Annotated in this window: 15 protein-coding genes; 11 read left to right on the top strand and 4 right to left on the bottom strand. The window is 60.4% G+C overall.

The annotated features are described in order from the left end of the window. Nucleotides 1–32 precede the first annotated feature (32 nt). Nucleotides 33–329, bottom strand: a complete 297-nt coding sequence (locus ACOYXG_RS27425) for a DUF2782 domain-containing protein (protein WP_007962757.1) — start codon at nt 327–329, stop codon at nt 33–35. Between the two features lie 74 nt (nt 330–403). Here ACOYXG_RS27425 and polA point away from each other — a divergent pair, with 74 nt between their 5' ends. Beyond that, complete coding sequence (polA, locus tag ACOYXG_RS27420) at nt 404–3,208, top strand: DNA polymerase I (RefSeq protein ID WP_460355095.1); 2,805 nt, start codon at nt 404–406, stop codon at nt 3,206–3,208. A 283-nt stretch (nt 3,209–3,491) separates the two neighbouring features. Here polA and yihA read toward each other — a convergent pair whose 3' ends face one another. Further along, entirely contained in the window at nt 3,492–4,136 is a 645-nt protein-coding gene (yihA, locus tag ACOYXG_RS27415) for a ribosome biogenesis GTP-binding protein YihA/YsxC (RefSeq protein WP_027610238.1), read from the bottom strand. 191 nt (nt 4,137–4,327) lie between these two features. Here yihA and ACOYXG_RS27410 point away from each other — a divergent pair, with 191 nt between their 5' ends. From ACOYXG_RS27410 to ACOYXG_RS27380, 7 genes are all read left to right on the top strand, one after another. Further along, a complete protein-coding gene (locus ACOYXG_RS27410; RefSeq protein ID WP_096797607.1) occupies nt 4,328–4,633 on the top strand; it encodes a c-type cytochrome in 306 nt (101 codons plus the stop codon). A 32-nt stretch (nt 4,634–4,665) separates the two neighbouring features. Then, a complete protein-coding gene (locus tag ACOYXG_RS27405; RefSeq protein ID WP_016986443.1) occupies nt 4,666–5,277 on the top strand; it encodes a c-type cytochrome in 612 nt (203 codons plus the stop codon). A 200-nt stretch (nt 5,278–5,477) separates the two neighbouring features. Beyond that, on the top strand, nt 5,478–6,119 hold the full coding sequence (locus ACOYXG_RS27400) for a thiol:disulfide interchange protein DsbA/DsbL (protein WP_027610241.1): 642 nt from the start codon (nt 5,478–5,480) through the stop codon (nt 6,117–6,119). 14 nt (nt 6,120–6,133) lie between these two features. Beyond that, nucleotides 6,134–7,012 (top strand): endonuclease/exonuclease/phosphatase family protein, encoded by an 879-nt coding sequence (locus tag ACOYXG_RS27395; protein ID WP_027610242.1) that lies wholly within the window; start codon nt 6,134–6,136, stop codon nt 7,010–7,012. Continuing rightward, nucleotides 7,009–9,093, top strand: a complete 2,085-nt coding sequence (locus ACOYXG_RS27390; RefSeq protein WP_460355089.1) for a GGDEF domain-containing protein — start codon at nt 7,009–7,011, stop codon at nt 9,091–9,093. Before ACOYXG_RS27395 ends, ACOYXG_RS27390 begins: the two co-directional genes overlap by 4 nt. Nucleotides 9,094–9,193: 100 nt before the next feature. After that, nucleotides 9,194–9,973 carry an N-acetylmuramoyl-L-alanine amidase gene (locus tag ACOYXG_RS27385; RefSeq protein ID WP_460355087.1) on the top strand — a complete coding sequence of 260 codons (780 nt, stop codon included), beginning with the start codon at nt 9,194–9,196 and terminating at the stop codon, nt 9,971–9,973. Between the two features lie 76 nt (nt 9,974–10,049). Then, nucleotides 10,050–11,663 (top strand): EAL domain-containing protein, encoded by a 1,614-nt coding sequence (locus ACOYXG_RS27380; RefSeq protein WP_027610245.1) that lies wholly within the window; start codon nt 10,050–10,052, stop codon nt 11,661–11,663. Here the strand turns inward: ACOYXG_RS27380 and ACOYXG_RS27375 are convergent. Both ACOYXG_RS27375 and algB read right to left on the bottom strand, forming a co-directional pair. Further along, nucleotides 11,660–13,450, bottom strand: coding sequence for a KinB sensor domain-containing domain (locus tag ACOYXG_RS27375; RefSeq protein WP_027610246.1), 1,791 nt, complete (start codon nt 13,448–13,450; stop codon nt 11,660–11,662). The genes ACOYXG_RS27380 and ACOYXG_RS27375 overlap by 4 nt on opposite strands. 10 nt (nt 13,451–13,460) lie before the next feature. Further along, nucleotides 13,461–14,807 carry a sigma-54-dependent response regulator transcription factor AlgB gene (gene algB / locus ACOYXG_RS27370; protein ID WP_027610247.1) on the bottom strand — a complete coding sequence of 449 codons (1,347 nt, stop codon included), beginning with the start codon at nt 14,805–14,807 and terminating at the stop codon, nt 13,461–13,463. Nucleotides 14,808–15,233: 426 nt separating this feature from the next. On the opposite strand from algB, the gene ACOYXG_RS27365 reads away from it, so the two are divergent. The 3 genes from ACOYXG_RS27365 (at nt 15,234) to ACOYXG_RS27355 (ending at nt 16,223) form a co-directional block, all read left to right on the top strand. Continuing rightward, nucleotides 15,234–15,518, top strand: a complete 285-nt coding sequence (locus ACOYXG_RS27365) for a hypothetical protein (protein ID WP_047297449.1) — start codon at nt 15,234–15,236, stop codon at nt 15,516–15,518. Between the two features lie 73 nt (nt 15,519–15,591). Next, nucleotides 15,592–15,756 (top strand): DUF1328 domain-containing protein, encoded by a 165-nt coding sequence (locus ACOYXG_RS27360; protein WP_003177151.1) that lies wholly within the window; start codon nt 15,592–15,594, stop codon nt 15,754–15,756. Between the two features lie 2 nt (nt 15,757–15,758). Further along, a complete protein-coding gene (locus ACOYXG_RS27355) occupies nt 15,759–16,223 on the top strand; it encodes an inhibitor of vertebrate lysozyme family protein (protein ID WP_096797612.1) in 465 nt (154 codons plus the stop codon). Nucleotides 16,224–16,561: the final 338 nt, after the last annotated feature.

The raw sequence follows: 16,561 nt of genomic DNA, 5'->3' as shown, positions 1-16,561 counted from the left end.
GATCAAGCGGCGCCGATTAAAAGTCGGGAATCTTACTTCCAGGTAAAGATTTCCCACGACGGAATCAGCATATCCGGCTGGTCGGAACGGATGTAGTTCACGTCCGAACCATCGGCGCGCACCAGAAAATACGGTTTGCCGCCCTTCGGCGTGACCTTGATCGCATACACAAAGCCACTGCGGCTGTACTCCTGAATGACCTTGTCGCCTTCGGTGTGCGTGTTAATGGTAACTTCCGGCTCCTTTGACGGCGCATCATCCGCCGCCATCGCGGCCAATGGTGAGGCCGCAATCAAACCGACCAGCAGCAAGCGATTTAACGTACGCATGATAACCTTGTCCCTTTGTCGTCAACGGTCCCGCTATTCTAGCGCCGGGCCCGCCGAAAAGGTTGATTCTGCTCATGAGCCAAGCCCCCCTCGTCCTGGTGGACGGTTCGTCTTACCTGTACCGCGCTTTCCACGCCCTGCCACCGTTGACCACCTCCAAAGGCCTGCCGACCGGCGCGGTCAAAGGTGTGCTGAACATGCTCAAGAGTCTGCGCAAGCAGTACCCGGACAGCCCGTTCGCCGTGGTCTTCGACGCCAAGGGCGGGACGTTTCGCGACGAGATGTACGCCGAATACAAGGCCAACCGTCCGAGCATGCCCGACGACATGCGCGTGCAGATCGAGCCGCTGCACCAGAGCGTGATCGCTCTCGGCTTTCCGCTGCTGTGCGTGGAAGGCGTCGAGGCTGACGACGTGATCGGCACCCTCGCCCGCAGCAGCGCGGCGGCGGATCGTCCGGTGATCATCTCCACCGGCGACAAAGACATGGCACAACTGGTCGATGGCCACATTACCTTGGTCAACACCATGTCCGGTAGCTCGATGGATGTGGAGGGCGTGAAGGAGAAATTCGGTGTCGCACCCGAGCAGATCATCGATTATCTGGCGCTGATGGGCGATTCTTCCGACAACATTCCGGGTGTTCCCGGCATCGGTCCGAAGACCGCCTCCGGCCTGCTGGTCGGCGTCAACGGCGGCCTGACCGAGCTGTACGCGAATCTCGACATCGTCCCGACCCTGCCGATTCGCGGCGCGAAGACCCTGCCGGCCAAGCTCGAAGAGCACAAGGAGATGGCTTTCCTCTCCTATCAACTGGCGACCATCAAAGTCGACGTGCCGCTGGACATCGGCCTCGATGACCTGCAGATGGGCGCGGAAGACCCGGCCAAGCTCTACGAGCTGTACACCTTGCTGGAATTCAAAAGCTGGCTGAACGACCTCGATCGTGACGCCAAGCGCCAGGAACTGAGCGATGCCGCCGAACCTGCGCCGGCTGGCGATCTGTTCAGCGCCCCCGCAGAAGAAGCCCCTGCCGCTCCAACCGAAGCAGCGTATGAAACCATCCTTGATCAGGCGCGTTTCGACGTCTGGCTGGAGAAACTGAACAACGCCAAGCTGTTCGCTTTCGACACCGAAACCACCGGCATCGACGCGCAACAGGCGCAACTGGTCGGCCTGTCGTTCGCGGTGCAAGCCAACGAAGCCGCGTACATTCCGCTGACCCACTCCTACATCGGTGTGCCCGAGCAGCTGGATCGCGACACGGTGCTGCGCGCGCTGAAGCCGATTCTGGAAGACCCGAACAAACTCAAGGTCGGCCAGCACGCCAAGTTCGACATGAACATTCTGGCCAACTGCGCCATCGGCGGCGATCAGAGCCAAGGCATCAATGTGCGCGGGATCGCCTTTGACACCATGCTTGAGTCCTACGTGCTCAACTCCACCGCTACCCGCCACGACATGGACAGCCTCGCGCAGAAGTACCTGGATCACACCACCGTGAGCTTCCAGGACATCGCCGGCAAAGGCGCCAAGCAGCTGACCTTCGACCAGATCGCCCTTGAGCAGGCTGGCCCGTACGCCGCCGAAGACGCAGACATTACCCTGCGCCTGCACCAGACCCTGTTTGAAAAACTCAGCGGGATCCCGAGCCTGGCCAGCGTGCTGACCGACATCGAGATTCCGCTGGTGCCGGTGCTGGCGCGCATCGAGCGTCAGGGCGCGTTCGTCGATGCTGAGCTGCTCGGCATCCAGAGCATCGAACTGGGCAACAAGATGGTCGCGCTGGAGCGTGAAGCGTTCGAGATCGCCGGCGAAGAATTCAACCTCGGCTCGCCGAAGCAGTTGGGCGTGATCCTCTACGAAAAACTCGGCCTGCCGGTGCTGAAGAAAACCGCCAAGGGCCAGCCATCGACCGCCGAGGAAGTGCTGGCGAAACTGGCCGAGGACGATCACCGCTTGCCAAAAGTGCTGATGGAACACCGTTCCATGAGCAAGCTGAAAAGCACCTACACCGATCGCCTGCCGGAGCAGATCAACCCGCGCACCGGGCGTATCCACACCTCGTATCACCAGGCCGTGGCATCGACCGGGCGCTTGTCCTCCAGCGATCCGAACCTGCAGAACATTCCGGTGCGTACCGCTGAAGGCCGCCGCATCCGTCAGGCGTTCGTCGCGCCCAAAGGCTACAAACTGCTGGCAGCGGACTATTCGCAGATCGAACTGCGGATCATGGCCCACTTGTCCAAGGACGAAGGCTTGATGAACGCCTTCCGCAACAATCTGGACGTGCACACCGCGACCGCCGCTGAAGTATTCAAGGTCGAGCTGAGCGACGTGACTTCCGACCAGCGCCGTGGCGCCAAGGCGATCAACTTCGGCCTGATCTACGGCATGGGCGCGCAGAAACTCGGCAAGGACATCGGCGTCGACACCAAGACCGCCAAGGCCTACATCGACACCTACTTCGCCCGTTATCCGGGTGTGCGCGAATACATGGAGCGCACCCGCAAGCAGGCCGCCGACCAAGGCTATGTAGAGACCTTCTTCGGTCGTCGCCTATATCTGCCGGAAATCAACTCGAACAAGCCGCAGGAACGCGCTGCCGCCGAACGCACGGCGATCAACGCGCCGATGCAAGGCACCGCCGCCGACATCATCAAGAAAGCCATGGTGGCGGTGGATAACTGGCTGGCATCGTCCGGGCTGGACGCCAGAGTCATCCTGCAGGTGCACGACGAACTGGTACTGGAGGTTCGCGAGGATCTGGTCGATCAGGTGAGTCAGGAAATCCGCCTGCACATGAGCGAAGCGGCGAAACTGGACGTGCCGTTGCTGGTGGAAGTTGGCGTCGGCAACAACTGGGATGAGGCGCACTGAGGCGTCTAGACCGGGCGTTTGCCGCGACACACTGTCGCGGCAAACGGCCGAAAAGCGCTTATTTCGAATCGCGCTTGCGGTTATTCCAAAGCTTTTTGAAAAAAATCTGAACTAATCTGACAACTCACTACTCAGAGATACTGAATGGCTGGTGAAGCCCTTCGATGCTCCTATGTTGTGTTAAGTGTTGGCAGATATCTGAACCCCGCCCTAGCGGTTCGGAACTTGAACCCCGGAACTTCTCCCTCCCCATATGAAGTCCGGGGCTTTTTTTGCCTGCGATTTACTCAGCAGGCAATTCGGCACCTTTATCGGCCAGTTCCATCCAGCCTGCCAACACAGTGTAGGCCTCTTCCAGGCCCATGCGTTTTGGCGCGGAGAACAGCTGGATTGTCACCAGATCGCCCCAGCCCTTGCGGATTTCCGCCTGCACTTTGAGCAGGGTGTTCTTGGCAGCGCCGTAGGTCAGTTTGTCGGCCTTGGTCAGCAGAATATGCATCGGCATGCCGGCCGCAACGGCCCAGTCGAGCATCAGCAGGTCGAAGTCGGTCATTGGATGACGGATGTCCATCATCAGAATCAAACCCTTCAAACTCTCCCGGCCACCGAGGTACGCCTCGAGGTGACGCTGCCAGTGTTGCTTGAGCGGGATCGGTACTTTTGCATAACCATAGCCCGGCAGGTCGACCAGACGCCGTTCATCGTCTAGCTTGAAGAAGTTCAACAGCTGTGTGCGACCCGGGGTTTTCGAGGTACGCGCCAGACTGGCGTGAGTCAGGGTGTTCAGTGCGCTGGATTTACCGGCGTTGGAACGACCGGCGAACGCCACTTCGAAGCCTTCGTCGTCAGGGCATTGATCGACTTTGGCGGCACTGAGCATGAATGTGGACTGTTGGCACAGGCCGAGGATGGGATTCTTGAGTTGCATGGGATTTCCGATGTGGGCGGCGCCGGGATTGGGCGCGGAACGCGGTGTCGCTTCCGTTTCAGTGACGCCAGTATATAATGCCGCAGATTTTGTGTGTGCTTTGTCCCAGCGAAGGATGAAGTTCATGAGAGCCAAAGACCTTGATTGCGCATCAGAACGCAGAACGCTCTCAACCCTGAAAAGGTCGTTTTATGACGAAATGGCTGCTGGCTGCCGGAGTCCTGATACCGCTTTGCGGCGCACAGGCTACACAGGAACCGGAAGCCGTGTACAACCGTGTTTGTGGTGCCTGTCATTCCGGCCAACTACCCATGGCGCCCGCAAGAGGCGATCAGGCAGCTTGGACGCCGAGGTTGGCGAAAGGTATGGGGACGCTGGTGCAACACGTGACCCAGGGTTTCAAGGCGATGCCGCCGCGTGGTTTGTGCATGGACTGCAGTGCCGAGGATTACCAGGCCATCATCCTTTGGATGAGCGAGAGTAAACCCGGTCCATAACTCTTAACCCTTAGCCGTAGTTGGATTAGCTGATGAACAAATTGATCGTGAGTCTGCTGTTGACCGTGGGAATTTCAGGCTTCGCCCATGCTGCCGGTGATGCCGCCGCCGGCCAGGCGAAAGCTGCCGTCTGCGGAGCCTGCCATGGCCCTGACGGGAACAGCATGGCGCCAAACTTCCCGAAACTGGCCGGTCAGGGTGAACGCTACCTGACCAAGCAACTGCACGACATCAAGTCGGGCAAGCGCACCGTTCTGGAAATGACCGGCCTGCTGACCAACCTGAGCGACCAGGATCTGGCTGACATCGCAGCCTACTTCGCCAGCCAGAAAGGCAGCGTCGGCGCAGCCGATCCGAAGATCGTCGCTCGCGGTGAAGCTTTGTTCCGCGGCGGTAATCTGGCCAAGGGGCTGCCAGCCTGCACCGGTTGCCACTCGCCGAATGGCGCCGGCAACGCCGCCGCTGGCTTCCCGCATCTGGGTGGTCAACACGCTCAATACATCGCCAAGCAACTGACCGATTTCCGTAAGGAAGAAGGCGGCCGCAACAACGACGGCGACACCATGACGATGCAGACCATCGCCAAGCGCTTGAGCGACGAAGACATTGCCGCAGTCTCCAGCTACATCCAGGGCCTGCACTAACCGCCCTGAATCGAGCGTTAACGCTGATGGACATCTCCTGCAACGTTAACGCTCGATTAATCCGGCGCAGCAAGTATAAAAAGGGTGGCTTTGGCCGCCCTTTTTTGTGGCCGCTGCCGTTACACTACAGAACTCATGCCCGCCAGGATCTGTCTGAAAACAGGTCGCGCGAGGCGACCAAAATTGTCCAGGAGTAAAGCATGCGTAATCTGATCATCAGCGCCGCCCTCGTCGCTGCCAGCCTGTTCGGCGTGACCGCCCAGGCCGCTGAAGCCCCTGCCGCACCCTATGTCGAACTGGCCAACCCGGTGCCAGTGGCAGAGCCTGGCAAGATCGAAGTCGTGGAGCTGTTCTGGTACGGCTGCCCGCATTGCTACGCGTTCGAGCCGGTGATCAATCCCTGGGTTGAAAAACTGCCGTCCGACGTCAACTTCGTACGCATTCCTGCCATGTTCGGCGGCCCGTGGGACGCTCACGGCCAAATGTTCCTGACCCTGGAAGCAATGGGCGTCGAGCACAAGGTTCACGCTGCGGTTTTCGAAGCAATTCAGAAACAACACAAGAAGCTGACCGACAAGAACGACATGGCTGACTTCCTCGCCACACAAGGCGTGGACAAGGACAAGTTCCTCGCCACCTTTGACTCGTTCGCGATCAAAGGTCAGATCGTCAAAGCGCGTGAGCTGGCCAAGAAGTATGAAATCACTGGCGTGCCAACCATGATCGTCAACGGCAAGTACCGCTTCGACATCGGCTCTGCCGGTGGTGCCGAGCAAGCCCTGAAACTGGCTGATCAACTGGTCGCCAAAGAGCGAGCGGCCAACAAGGCAGCCGCCAACTAAGCGCGGTAACCGCCATGCGCCGCTGGGGCACCGAACGCAGCGTTGGCCTGCATGATCCGCAGGTCAACGAGCATCACCTGGAGTCCACGGGCCTGCCCGCAGACCATCGTCTGCGCTTGCTCAGTTTCAATATCCAGGTCGGCATCAGCACCGAGCGCTATCGGCATTACCTGACCCGTAGCTGGCAGCATCTGCTGCCGCACACCGGGCGCTCAGGCAATCTGCAGAAGATCGGTGACCTGCTTGGCGACTTCGATCTGGTCGCCCTGCAGGAAGCCGATGGCGGCAGTCTGCGCTCAGGCTACGTCAATCAAGTCGAACACCTGGCCCACCTCGGCGCCTTCCCCTACTGGTATCAACAACTCAATCGCAACCTCGGCCGACTGGCCCAGCACAGCAACGGCGTGCTCAGTCGCCTGAAACCGTGGGCGATCGAAGATCATCCGCTGCCCGGCCCGAAAGGTCGCGGCGCGATCCTGCTGCGCTTCGGTGAAGGTCCGGAGGCGCTGGTGGTGGTGATGATGCATCTGGCGCTCGGCGCACGGGTGCGCAGCCTGCAACTGGCCTATATTCGTGACCTGATCAGTGGCTACAAGCACCAGATATTGATGGGCGACATGAACACCCATGCCAGTGATCTGCTACAACAGTCACCGTTACGCGATCTCGGCCTGCTGGCCCCGCAGATGCAAGCCACCTTTCCCAGCTGGCGGCCACAGCGATGCCTTGATCATATTTTGCTCAGCCCGACCCTGACCCTGGAAAAGGTCGAAGTGCTGGCCCAACCCATTTCCGATCACCTGCCGGTCGCGGTAGAGATTCGTCTGCCGGGTTCGCTCACGGCCGATGCATTGCCCGCGTTGAGTCCTGCCCCTCGCGGAACCCCTGAATGAGCGACGACGCCCAGCGCTGGAAAGAGAAGTACCTCAAAAGCATCGAACAACAGGACAAGCTCGAACGTCGCTGGGCCGCCCGGCTCGACTTGCTGCGCCGCGGTCTGGTGCGCAGCACGCTGGCCGCTGAAGGCACCGACAAGGTCGTTGATCAGTGCATGAAAGAGATGCGCGACGTGGTGCGCACCGACGACATGGACGCCGGCCTCGCCGCCCTGCTGCCGCGCCTGGAAAAAGCCGTGCTCGATTCCGAACAACGTCGCGAAACCCGAATCGATCAGGTCAGCACCGCGCTTACCGCGCTGGTCACCCAGCTACAAGCGCTGCCGCTGCCCCGGGAAGTCGCCCAGCCGCTGAAGAAATTCGCCAAGCAACTCGACAGCCGGGTCGGTCAGGCGCGGGAAATGCCGCTGCTGCTGAGCGAACTCAGTGGTTTGCAGGGCAAGGCGTTGAGCCAGCTGGAAACGCCGCCCGAGCCCGACCGCCCGGGCTTTTTGCAGCGCCTGTTTGGCAGCCGTGACAGTGAAGGGGTGCCAGAGTCTTCGGATCAGCCTCAGGCGCCGACGCCGACGCCGACGCCGACGCCGGCCAATGCTGAACCTGCATCTGAGCCGGTACCCGCGCCAACCGCAGCGGTCGAGCCGATTCCGGCAGCACCCGTCACCGTAGCGGCCATCGCGCAACCACCAGAGGCCGAGCTTAAGCAAACGCCAGCAGTGCAGCCCGAGTCCGAATCACCTGTGTTCGCGTTCGTGCCTCCGGTCATTGCTGCCGAGCCGATCAGCGAACCCGTTGCTGCACCTGCACTACCAGCGGCCGAACCTGAAGCCGAACGGCCGACCACCCCGATCACGGCGCCAGCACCTGCTGCAGCGGTCAACCCCGACGAGTTGATCCACCCGGGCGACATCCCGGCACCGTTGCTCCTCGATACTCTGCCCCTACCCGAACCGATTGCCCAGGCTTTGGCCGCCATCGATCCGGAGCAACCCGAGCAGGACATTCTGTACGCCTTGCCCGATTCCCCGGAGCCGTCTTACAGTTCAGTGGCCAAACACATCGAAGACACGCTGATCGGGCTGCTCGACGACCTGACCCTGCCCGAGCGCCATCGCCCGCAGGCCGAAGCAATGCGCGACCGGTTGAAAAATGGCCTGAACTGGTACGAACTGCTGCCGATTCTCGACGATCTGGCGACCTTGATGCTGGCGATCACCGACAGCGGCCAGCACGAATTCGAAGCCTATCTGCAGCAACTCAACGAGCGCCTCGAAGCGTTCCAGAGCAACCTGCAGGCCGCCAGCGATGGCCACGCCGACAACAGCTCGGCGGCGCGGGCGATGGACACGCAGATCCGCGAGCAGGTCGATGGTTTGCAGACCAGCATGCAGGAAGCGGCCGATCTGGATGACCTCAAGCAAGTGCTGGAGAACCATCTGGAAGGCCTGCTCGGCACCATGGATCAACACCAGAAACAACGCGACGCCCGCGAGCAGGAAGTGGCGGCACGCCTCAAGGGTCTGGCCGAGCGTGTCGCGCACATGGAGCAGGAAGCCCTGGGCTTTCGCGAACACCTGGAAGAACAGCGGCAGAAAGCCCTGATCGATCCGCTGACCGGCCTGCCCAACCGCGCCGCCTGGAGCGAACGCCTGGAACACGAGATCAAGCAGTGGCAGCAACACGGCAACACCTTGAGTCTGGCGATGCTCGACCTCGATCATTTCAAGCGCATCAACGACAACTACGGCCATCTGGCCGGCGACAAGGTGCTGAAGATCATCGCCACAGTGCTGCGCAAACGCCTGCGCGCAGCGGATTTCATTGCCCGTTTTGGTGGTGAGGAATTCGTTCTGCTGCTGCCGGCGACCACGCCTGCGGTGGGCGCCAAACTGCTGGAGACCCTGCGCGCGGCGATCGAAGCCTGCCCGTTTCACTTCAAGGGCGACCGGGTGACGATCACCATCTCCATGGGCCTGGCGTCGTTCAGGATGGGAGAACACAGCGATCTGGTGCTCAAAAGAGCCGATCAGGCGTTGTACCGCGCAAAAAACGGCGGGCGCAACCGGGTCGAGCTGGGCTGAGCAATTGTTCCATTTTGTTTAATTCAGCCCGCCGGCCGTCGAGACCCAAGGCAGTACGTTACACTGTTGCATTACTGTCTTGCGTGTACTGTCTTCTGCCATGAAATTTTTTGCCCTCCTCGCGTCGCTGCTCGTTCTGGCCGGTTGTGCCAGCGGCCCGCGTTACGACACCAGCCATCCTTCGGCCAATCACGACAGCCGCGTGCAGTTCGTGATCGTGCATTACACCTCGGCGTCGCTCGCGCGTTCGCTGCAACTGCTGACCCACGGCGAAGTCAGCAGCCACTACCTGATCGGCGACGACAAGAGCGCCACCATCTTCAAACTGATGGATGAAAACCAGCGCGCCTGGCACGCCGGGGAAAGCCAATGGCAGGGCCGCACCTGGCTCAATTCCAGCTCGATCGGTATTGAAATCGTCAATCCGGGCTTCAAGGACACGCCGACCGGGCGCCTGTGGTTCCCCTATAGCGAAGCGCAGATTCAGTCGCTGATTGTTCTGCTCAAGGACATCAGTCAGCGCCAGGGCATCAGCCCGCGCCATATCATCGGCCACAGCGACATCGCGCCCCTGCGCAAACTCGACCCCGGCCCACTGTTCCCATGGAAACGTCTGGCCGCCGAAGGCCTGGGCGTATGGCCTAATGAACAAGCGGTGGCGCGGCAGCAGGTACTGTTCAACGCCGAATTGCCGAGCATCAGTTGGTTCCAGGAACAACTGGCGCGCGTCGGTTACGACACCCCGCAAACCGGCGAGCTGGATGTAGCGACGCGCCATGTGCTCGCAGCGTTCCAGATGCATTTCCGCCCTTCCCGTTTCGACGGTATGCCGGACGCGCAAACAGCCGCGTTGTTGCTGGTACTCAATCAGACAAAATAATGACGCCCGCCCGACGGTCAGGGCGAAATCGCAATCAGCAGCTATAACTCATTGGTAATTCTTCGGATATTCCATGATGGTTGCTACCCGAGCGACGCTGCGTAGCTGGTTTTATCGCCCGTGGTTTTTGGCGATGATCGCGGCTGTCCTCAGTGCAAGCCTGCTGATCGCCGGCGGAATGTTCGTCGCCATGCGCCAGATCGAACAGAACGAGAGCCAGGAGATGAACGCCCAGGGCGAGCGTTTTCTGGCCCGCCTCGAGCAACTGTTCGGGCAATTGCGCGAAAGTCTCGACGACCTCCAGGCACAGCCGTTGCGCAGTTGCGATGAGGAAATGATCGCCACCCTGCAACAGGTCACGTTCAACTATCGCTTCGTCTATGAAGCGGCCTACATGGACGGCTCGCGGATCTGCTCCAACCGCCCCCGCCAAGAGGGACTGTCGGTCGTCCGCGCGCCGGACATCAAGGGCCCGACTTACAGCTACTGGCTCAACACCACCACCGAACCCGATGAAAACCGCGCGGCGCTGATGCTCGGGCGCGGCAACTTCCGTGTGGCGACATCGCGCGGGCATTTGACCGACATGGTCGACCTGCCACCGGACAGCAGCCTGCTGGTGGTACTCGATCATGGCAGGCGAGCGATTCCGGTACTCGGCACCGCACAGACCTGGCCACCGAGCGAAACCTGGCCACCGAAGAGCCGCGAAGCCCTGCAAGTCACCCAGTCACGGCTGATCTACCGCATGCCAACCAACAATCCGGAATACCAATTGGTGCTGATCACTCCGCGCAGTGGCATGCACATTCCCACCGTCTGGTGGTGGATGGTGCCGGCCTGCCTGCTGCTGGGGGCGTTTGCCGGTTTCTTCGTGTTTCTGCTGGTGCGCCAGCGCCAGTCACTGGACGCCGAACTCCAGGGCGCGATACGACGGGGCGAGCTACAAGTGCTGTATCAACCGATATTCGACCTCGACAGCCGCAATTGCGTGGGCGCCGAAGCCCTGCTGCGCTGGCGCCGCCCGGACGGCACCCTGACCAGCCCCGACCTGTTCATTCCATTGGCAGAAAACACCGGGCAGATACGGCAGATGACCGATTTCGTCCTGCAACGGCTGCTGGAACAACTGGGACCAGTGCTGCGCGCCAATCCGCAGCTGTACATCTCGGTCAACCTCGCAGCATGCGACGTAATGGTGCCGCGCATCGGCCAGGTCATGGCCAGGCTGTTGACCCTGCACCGGGTTGCGGCGCGGCAGATCGCCTTCGAAGTCACCGAGCGCGGGCTGATCGATGTGGTGGTGGCGCGGGAGAACCTGCAAGCCTTGCGCGATGTCGGCCATCAAGTGTTGATCGACGATTTCGGTACCGGTTATTGCAGCCTCGCCTACCTGCAAACGTTGCCGGTGGACTGCCTGAAAATCGACAAGGCCTTCATCGACGCACTCGGTCATGACGCGGCCAGCAGTGGCGTTGCTCCGCACATCATTCACATGGCGCAGGCACTGGATCTGAAGGTGATTGCCGAGGGCATCGAGCACGAAGCGCAAGCCGTGTTTCTCAGCAGCGAGGGGGTCAAGTTCGGTCAGGGCTGGCTGTTCGCCCAGGCCTTGAGTGCGGTGCAGTTCATTGAACTGATCACCCGTGGACGGCGCCTTGCCGGACGCCGGCTGGATGACGAAGCCTAGACCGCCAGCGCCATGTAGAACTGCGTGCCCTGCCCCGGCCGCGAATAGACGCCCATGCGCCCGCCATGCAACTGCACAATTTCCTTGCACAAAGCTAAACCGAGCCCGGCGCCGCCCTTCTTGCGCCCGACCTGCACGAACGGTTCGAAAATCCGCCCTTGCTGCCCGTAGGCAATGCCTTCTCCGTTGTCTTCGACGCTGATAATCACCCGCTCGCCATGTCGGCGCGCTTGCAGGCGGATCTGCCCGTCGCGGGCAGTGTGGCGCAGAGCATTATCGATCAGGTTATCCAGTACCCGGTCCAGTTGCGCCTGATCGGCCTGCAGGCGCGGCAACGGCCCCTGCACTTCGACGTTCAAGGCAATGCCTTTGGCCGCCGCCGCATCCGCAAAGCGCGATTGCGCCTGCGCCAGCAAGTCTTCGATGGAGCACGGCGCCAGGGTGAGCTTCTGTAAACCGTTCTGATAACGCGAAAAGTTGAGCAAGTCATTGATCAACTGCATCAGGCGCTGCATCTCTTCATTGACCGTGTCGAGCAAGTCCGCCTCGCGTGACTCCGGGGGAAACTTCGCCCGCTCGCGAAACAGCCCGAACGCCATGTGCATGCCGGTGACCGGCGTGCGCAGCTCATGGGAGGCACGCAGCACAAACTCGCTGCGTACGCGCTCGAAGGCGCGCTGCTCGGTGACGTCATGCAGCACCATCACCGCGCCAAGAATATGCCCCTGGGTGTGGCTGACCGGCGTCAGGCTGTAAGTCAGCAGACGTGATTCGCCATCGACCTCGATGCTCAAATCTTCCGGAGCACGCTCAAGGGTGCCGCCGCGCAACACCAGTTGCAGTTGTGCGTCGAGTTCCGGGCGCTCCAGCGCTGTGCCCAAACCCTGACCGAGTCGATCACTGTCCCAGCCCAACTGGCGCTGGGCCACTGGATTGAGGTGCTCCAGATGCCCTTCGCGATCAATCATCAGCAAGCCGTCGTCGATGCTGTCGAGCACCGCTTGCAAGCGTTGCTGACCGGCCAGCAGCTCGTCGACGTTGGTCGCCTGATGCTCGCGCAGCGCCTCGGCCATCAGCCCGAAGCGCTTGGTCAGCTGGTTCATTTCCATCGCCGAGGAAATCGGCAGCGTCACCTCGAAATTGCCTTGGCCGATGTTGTCCGCCGCTTGCGCCAGCGCCTCGATCGGTGCGCCGAAACGCCGGGCAATCGCATGCGCGGTGACAAAGCCGATGATCAGCACCGCCAGTCCCACCAACCCTAGCAGGCCGGAGACCAGCAGCGCCCTTTCCCGGGCGTCATGCTGCACGGCGTTGATGTTGTCCAGCGCATGCTTGTGCTCGGCAATCAAACCGTTGCGCAAGATGTTGAAGCGTTCTCTGAGGTCGCTGTTGCCGCTGAGCACATTGCCCGGATTACGCGACAGCTCGAACGCCTGGAGAAAACTCAGATAGTCGGCCTTGGCCTGGGTAAACCCGTACTGGCGGCCATCGCCGTCGGCCTCCTGCGAAATGCCTTCATCCAGCAATTGCAGGTAATGCTGCTTTGACGCTTCGAACGCGGCGGGATCGGGTTTTTCGGCCAGCATCAGCACCAACTGGTCGCCGAGGGTCTGACGCAACTTGAGCCCCAGGTCGAGGGTCACGAAGTTGCTGCGGATCGTTGCTTCCTGAGTACCGGCCATCTGCATCACGCTGACCAGCCCGAGCAACAGCCCGAGCAAGGCGACCGTGATCAGCGCAGAAATGCTCAGGAACAAGCGAGTGCGCAACTTCATCGCCAGCTTCATCGTCGGGCGCTCACAGGTTGTACTGCTTGCGCTTGCGATACAGGGTCGACGCGTCGATGCCCAGGGTTTTCGCCGCCTGATCCAGAGTGCCCGCCGTCGCCAGCACCGCGCCGATGTGGGCTTTTTCCAGCTCGTCCAGGCTCAACGCGGCGCCGACTCGAGGTGCGTTGTTCGCCGGCTGCTCGGCCATGCCGAGGTGGCTGATCTCCACGCGCTCCTGCGGGCAGATAATGCTCGCCCGCTCCACCACGTTGCGCAGCTCACGAATATTGCCCGGCCAGCGATAACCCAGCAGCGCTTCGCGCGCCTCGTCACTGAAGCCCCGAGCCGGGCGTGCGTACTCTTTTACGAAGCGCGCGAGGAAGCGGTCCGCCAGGGTCAGGATGTCCTCGGCACGTTCGCGCAATGGCGGCAGATGCAGGGTGATCACGTTGAGGCGATACAGCAGGTCTTCACGGAAGCGCCCGTCGCGCACCATGTCTTCGAGATTAAGGTTGGTCGCGGCGAGAATCCGCACATCGGCACGACGGGTCACTGGATCCCCTACCCGCTCGTATTCCTTGTCCTGAATAAAACGCAGCAACTTGGGTTGCAAAGTCAGCGGAAAATCGCCGATCTCGTCGAGAAACAGCGTGCCACCGTCCGCCTGATTGACTCGACCAAGCGTACTTTCGCTGGCGCCGGTAAACGCACCGCGACTGTGACCGAACAGCTCGCTTTCCATCAACTCTGCGGTCAACGACGGGCAGTTGATGGTCACGCAGGATTTCTTCTCGCGCTTGCTCCAACCATGAATGGCCCGGGCCAGTTCCCCTTTACCCGTGCCGGATTCGCCGAGGATGAGGATGTTGGCGTCGGTACCGGCAACCTGCCGCGCAGTTTCCAGCACGACTTTCATCGCCGGGCTGTGAGAGTCGAGGCCGTCCTTGGGTTTGCGGATCTCGCCTTCGAGGGCTTCCAGACGCGCCGAGAGCTGGCGCACTTCCAGCTGCTTGGCCGTGGCCAGACGCAACTGGTCGGGGCTGCACGGTTTGACCAGATAGTCGGCGGCGCCCGCCTGGATCGCGTCCACCGCGGTATCGACCGCCGAATGCGCGGTGACGATCACCACCCGCATCCATGGCGCCTGAACGCGCATCTGCGCCAGTACATCGAGACCGTTGTCTTCACCCAGACGCAAATCAAGGAAGCACAGGTCGAATACCTGGCGTTGCAACAGTGCATCAGCCTGAGCCGCGCTGTTGGCGGTGGCCACCGTATAACCTTCGTCTTCGAGGCAGTAACGAAAGGTTCGCAGGATGGCGGACTCGTCGTCCACCAGCAGAATGCGGCCTTGATGCTCAGTGGCAGATTCCATTTTTCCTACGCTCCATAGTGATTGATCTTGGGTTAGTCCCGGAAAAATCGGGCAAGTTGCATGGTTGATTCTGAACGATGCGAGCCATGGGAGGGTAGCTCTCTCCTGCCTTGACGGCCAATCCGTTGATTTTGTTGAGTTTTTAAACAATCACCGATTTACAGAGGGTTCCCTGCGTACTTTTCTGACATCCGGGACGTGCTCTCAATTCCATAAGAATGAAATCTCCTACGAAATAATCATGCATTTCGCACGACCGTAGATGACCCATCGTGCAGGATGCGTCCGTCGCCGAATTCCACTCACTCGCAAACCATTGATTTTATTGAATATTTTTCAAATAAAAAACTGGCATGCAGCCTGCAATAACTCAATCAGCCCGGGCAGATTCCACTGCCCCAACCGAATAAGAGTGAGGAACCCAGGATGACTCGCCAACGTGCCGCCCAAGTGCGTATCTCGCCACTGCATATTCAGCAAGGCCTGTTTGGCGTACTTGCGCTGTTGATCACCCTGATCGCCTGCCAGCAATACCTGAGCTGGGAAAACAGCCAGAAGCCTGAGCCACTGATCTCGATTCAACACAGCACGCAGACGCACTTCAGCGCTGTCAGCAGCAGTCAGGCCGAAAGCGCCTCGATGCGCATGATGGATGTCGATCAGCCACAGCCGCTGGATCAACTGCCACGTGAAGAGCGCTGGGTTTTCTGACGAAACCGAAGAATTCGGGCGCATCGCGCCGGAACACGCAATATCCCTAAATAGAGAAGTAAGGAGAATCACCATGTTGAGCTGGGCAATTACATTCTTGATCATTGCCATCATCGCCGCCGTACTGGGCTTCGGTGGTATCGCGGGCACCGCCACGGGTATCGCCAAGATTCTCTTTGTCGTGTTCCTGGTGATGTTTATCGCTTCCTTCTTCTTTGGCCGTCGCGGCCGAGGTTAACGATGATTGCTTTGAAGACACTGGCAGCCGCCCTGCTTATGGGCGGTAGTGCCATGGCGATGGCGGCCAATGATGGCCAGGCGCGGGTCAACGAGCTGCTCAGCTCCGACCCGCAATACCGGGAAACCTGGCAAGGCGTTGTGAAGCACGAAGAACGCCTGCCGGAATGGGTGATGAACCTGTCCGGCACGCCAGACCAGCAGATGAATGCCGTGACTGAAGACGGCGACAAGTACTTGGTCGGCCCGCTCTGTGAATCCGCAGACAAGTGCCTCAACCACCGCTTGATCGTGGCCTTCAGCTTCGACAAGAAAGATGCATATGCCATGCTCGTGGATGTGCCCGAAGGACTGCCGGCCGACAAGTCGCCAACGCGACATGCCACCTACCGCTTCCTCGGCAAACCGGATGAAGGTATGCAGAACCTGCTGATGGAAACGCTGAAGAAAGACCCGAAGTGGTATTGATTCGAACATGAGGGCAGCGCCCCGCTGCCCTTTATTGCGCCTACCCGAGGAAGGCTGGCGCATGACCAAGGGGCCGGGACGTTCTGACTGTTGCAGGGTCGGAGTGACCTACGGGTACAGGGAGTGCCTGCGCGAGGGCCGGGTCAGGGTAAAAGCTGCGACGCAGGTTCGCCGACCCTCAGTGGTTCGACGGACTTGCGCTGAGCTTTATCCGATGCAAAAACATTGATCCAGAGCGTCCTGCTCATCTTTTTATGCCTCACACTGCGCGCGAAAACATTACGCGGTGTTTCCTGGCGACCGTATATCGAGAAAGAGTCCCTTTAAACAGTGGTACA

This window comes from Pseudomonas sp. G3-39 (genome assembly GCF_054790485.1).
The sequence above is the reverse complement of the archived record's forward strand: the minus strand, read 5'-3'. Positions and strand labels throughout refer to the sequence as shown.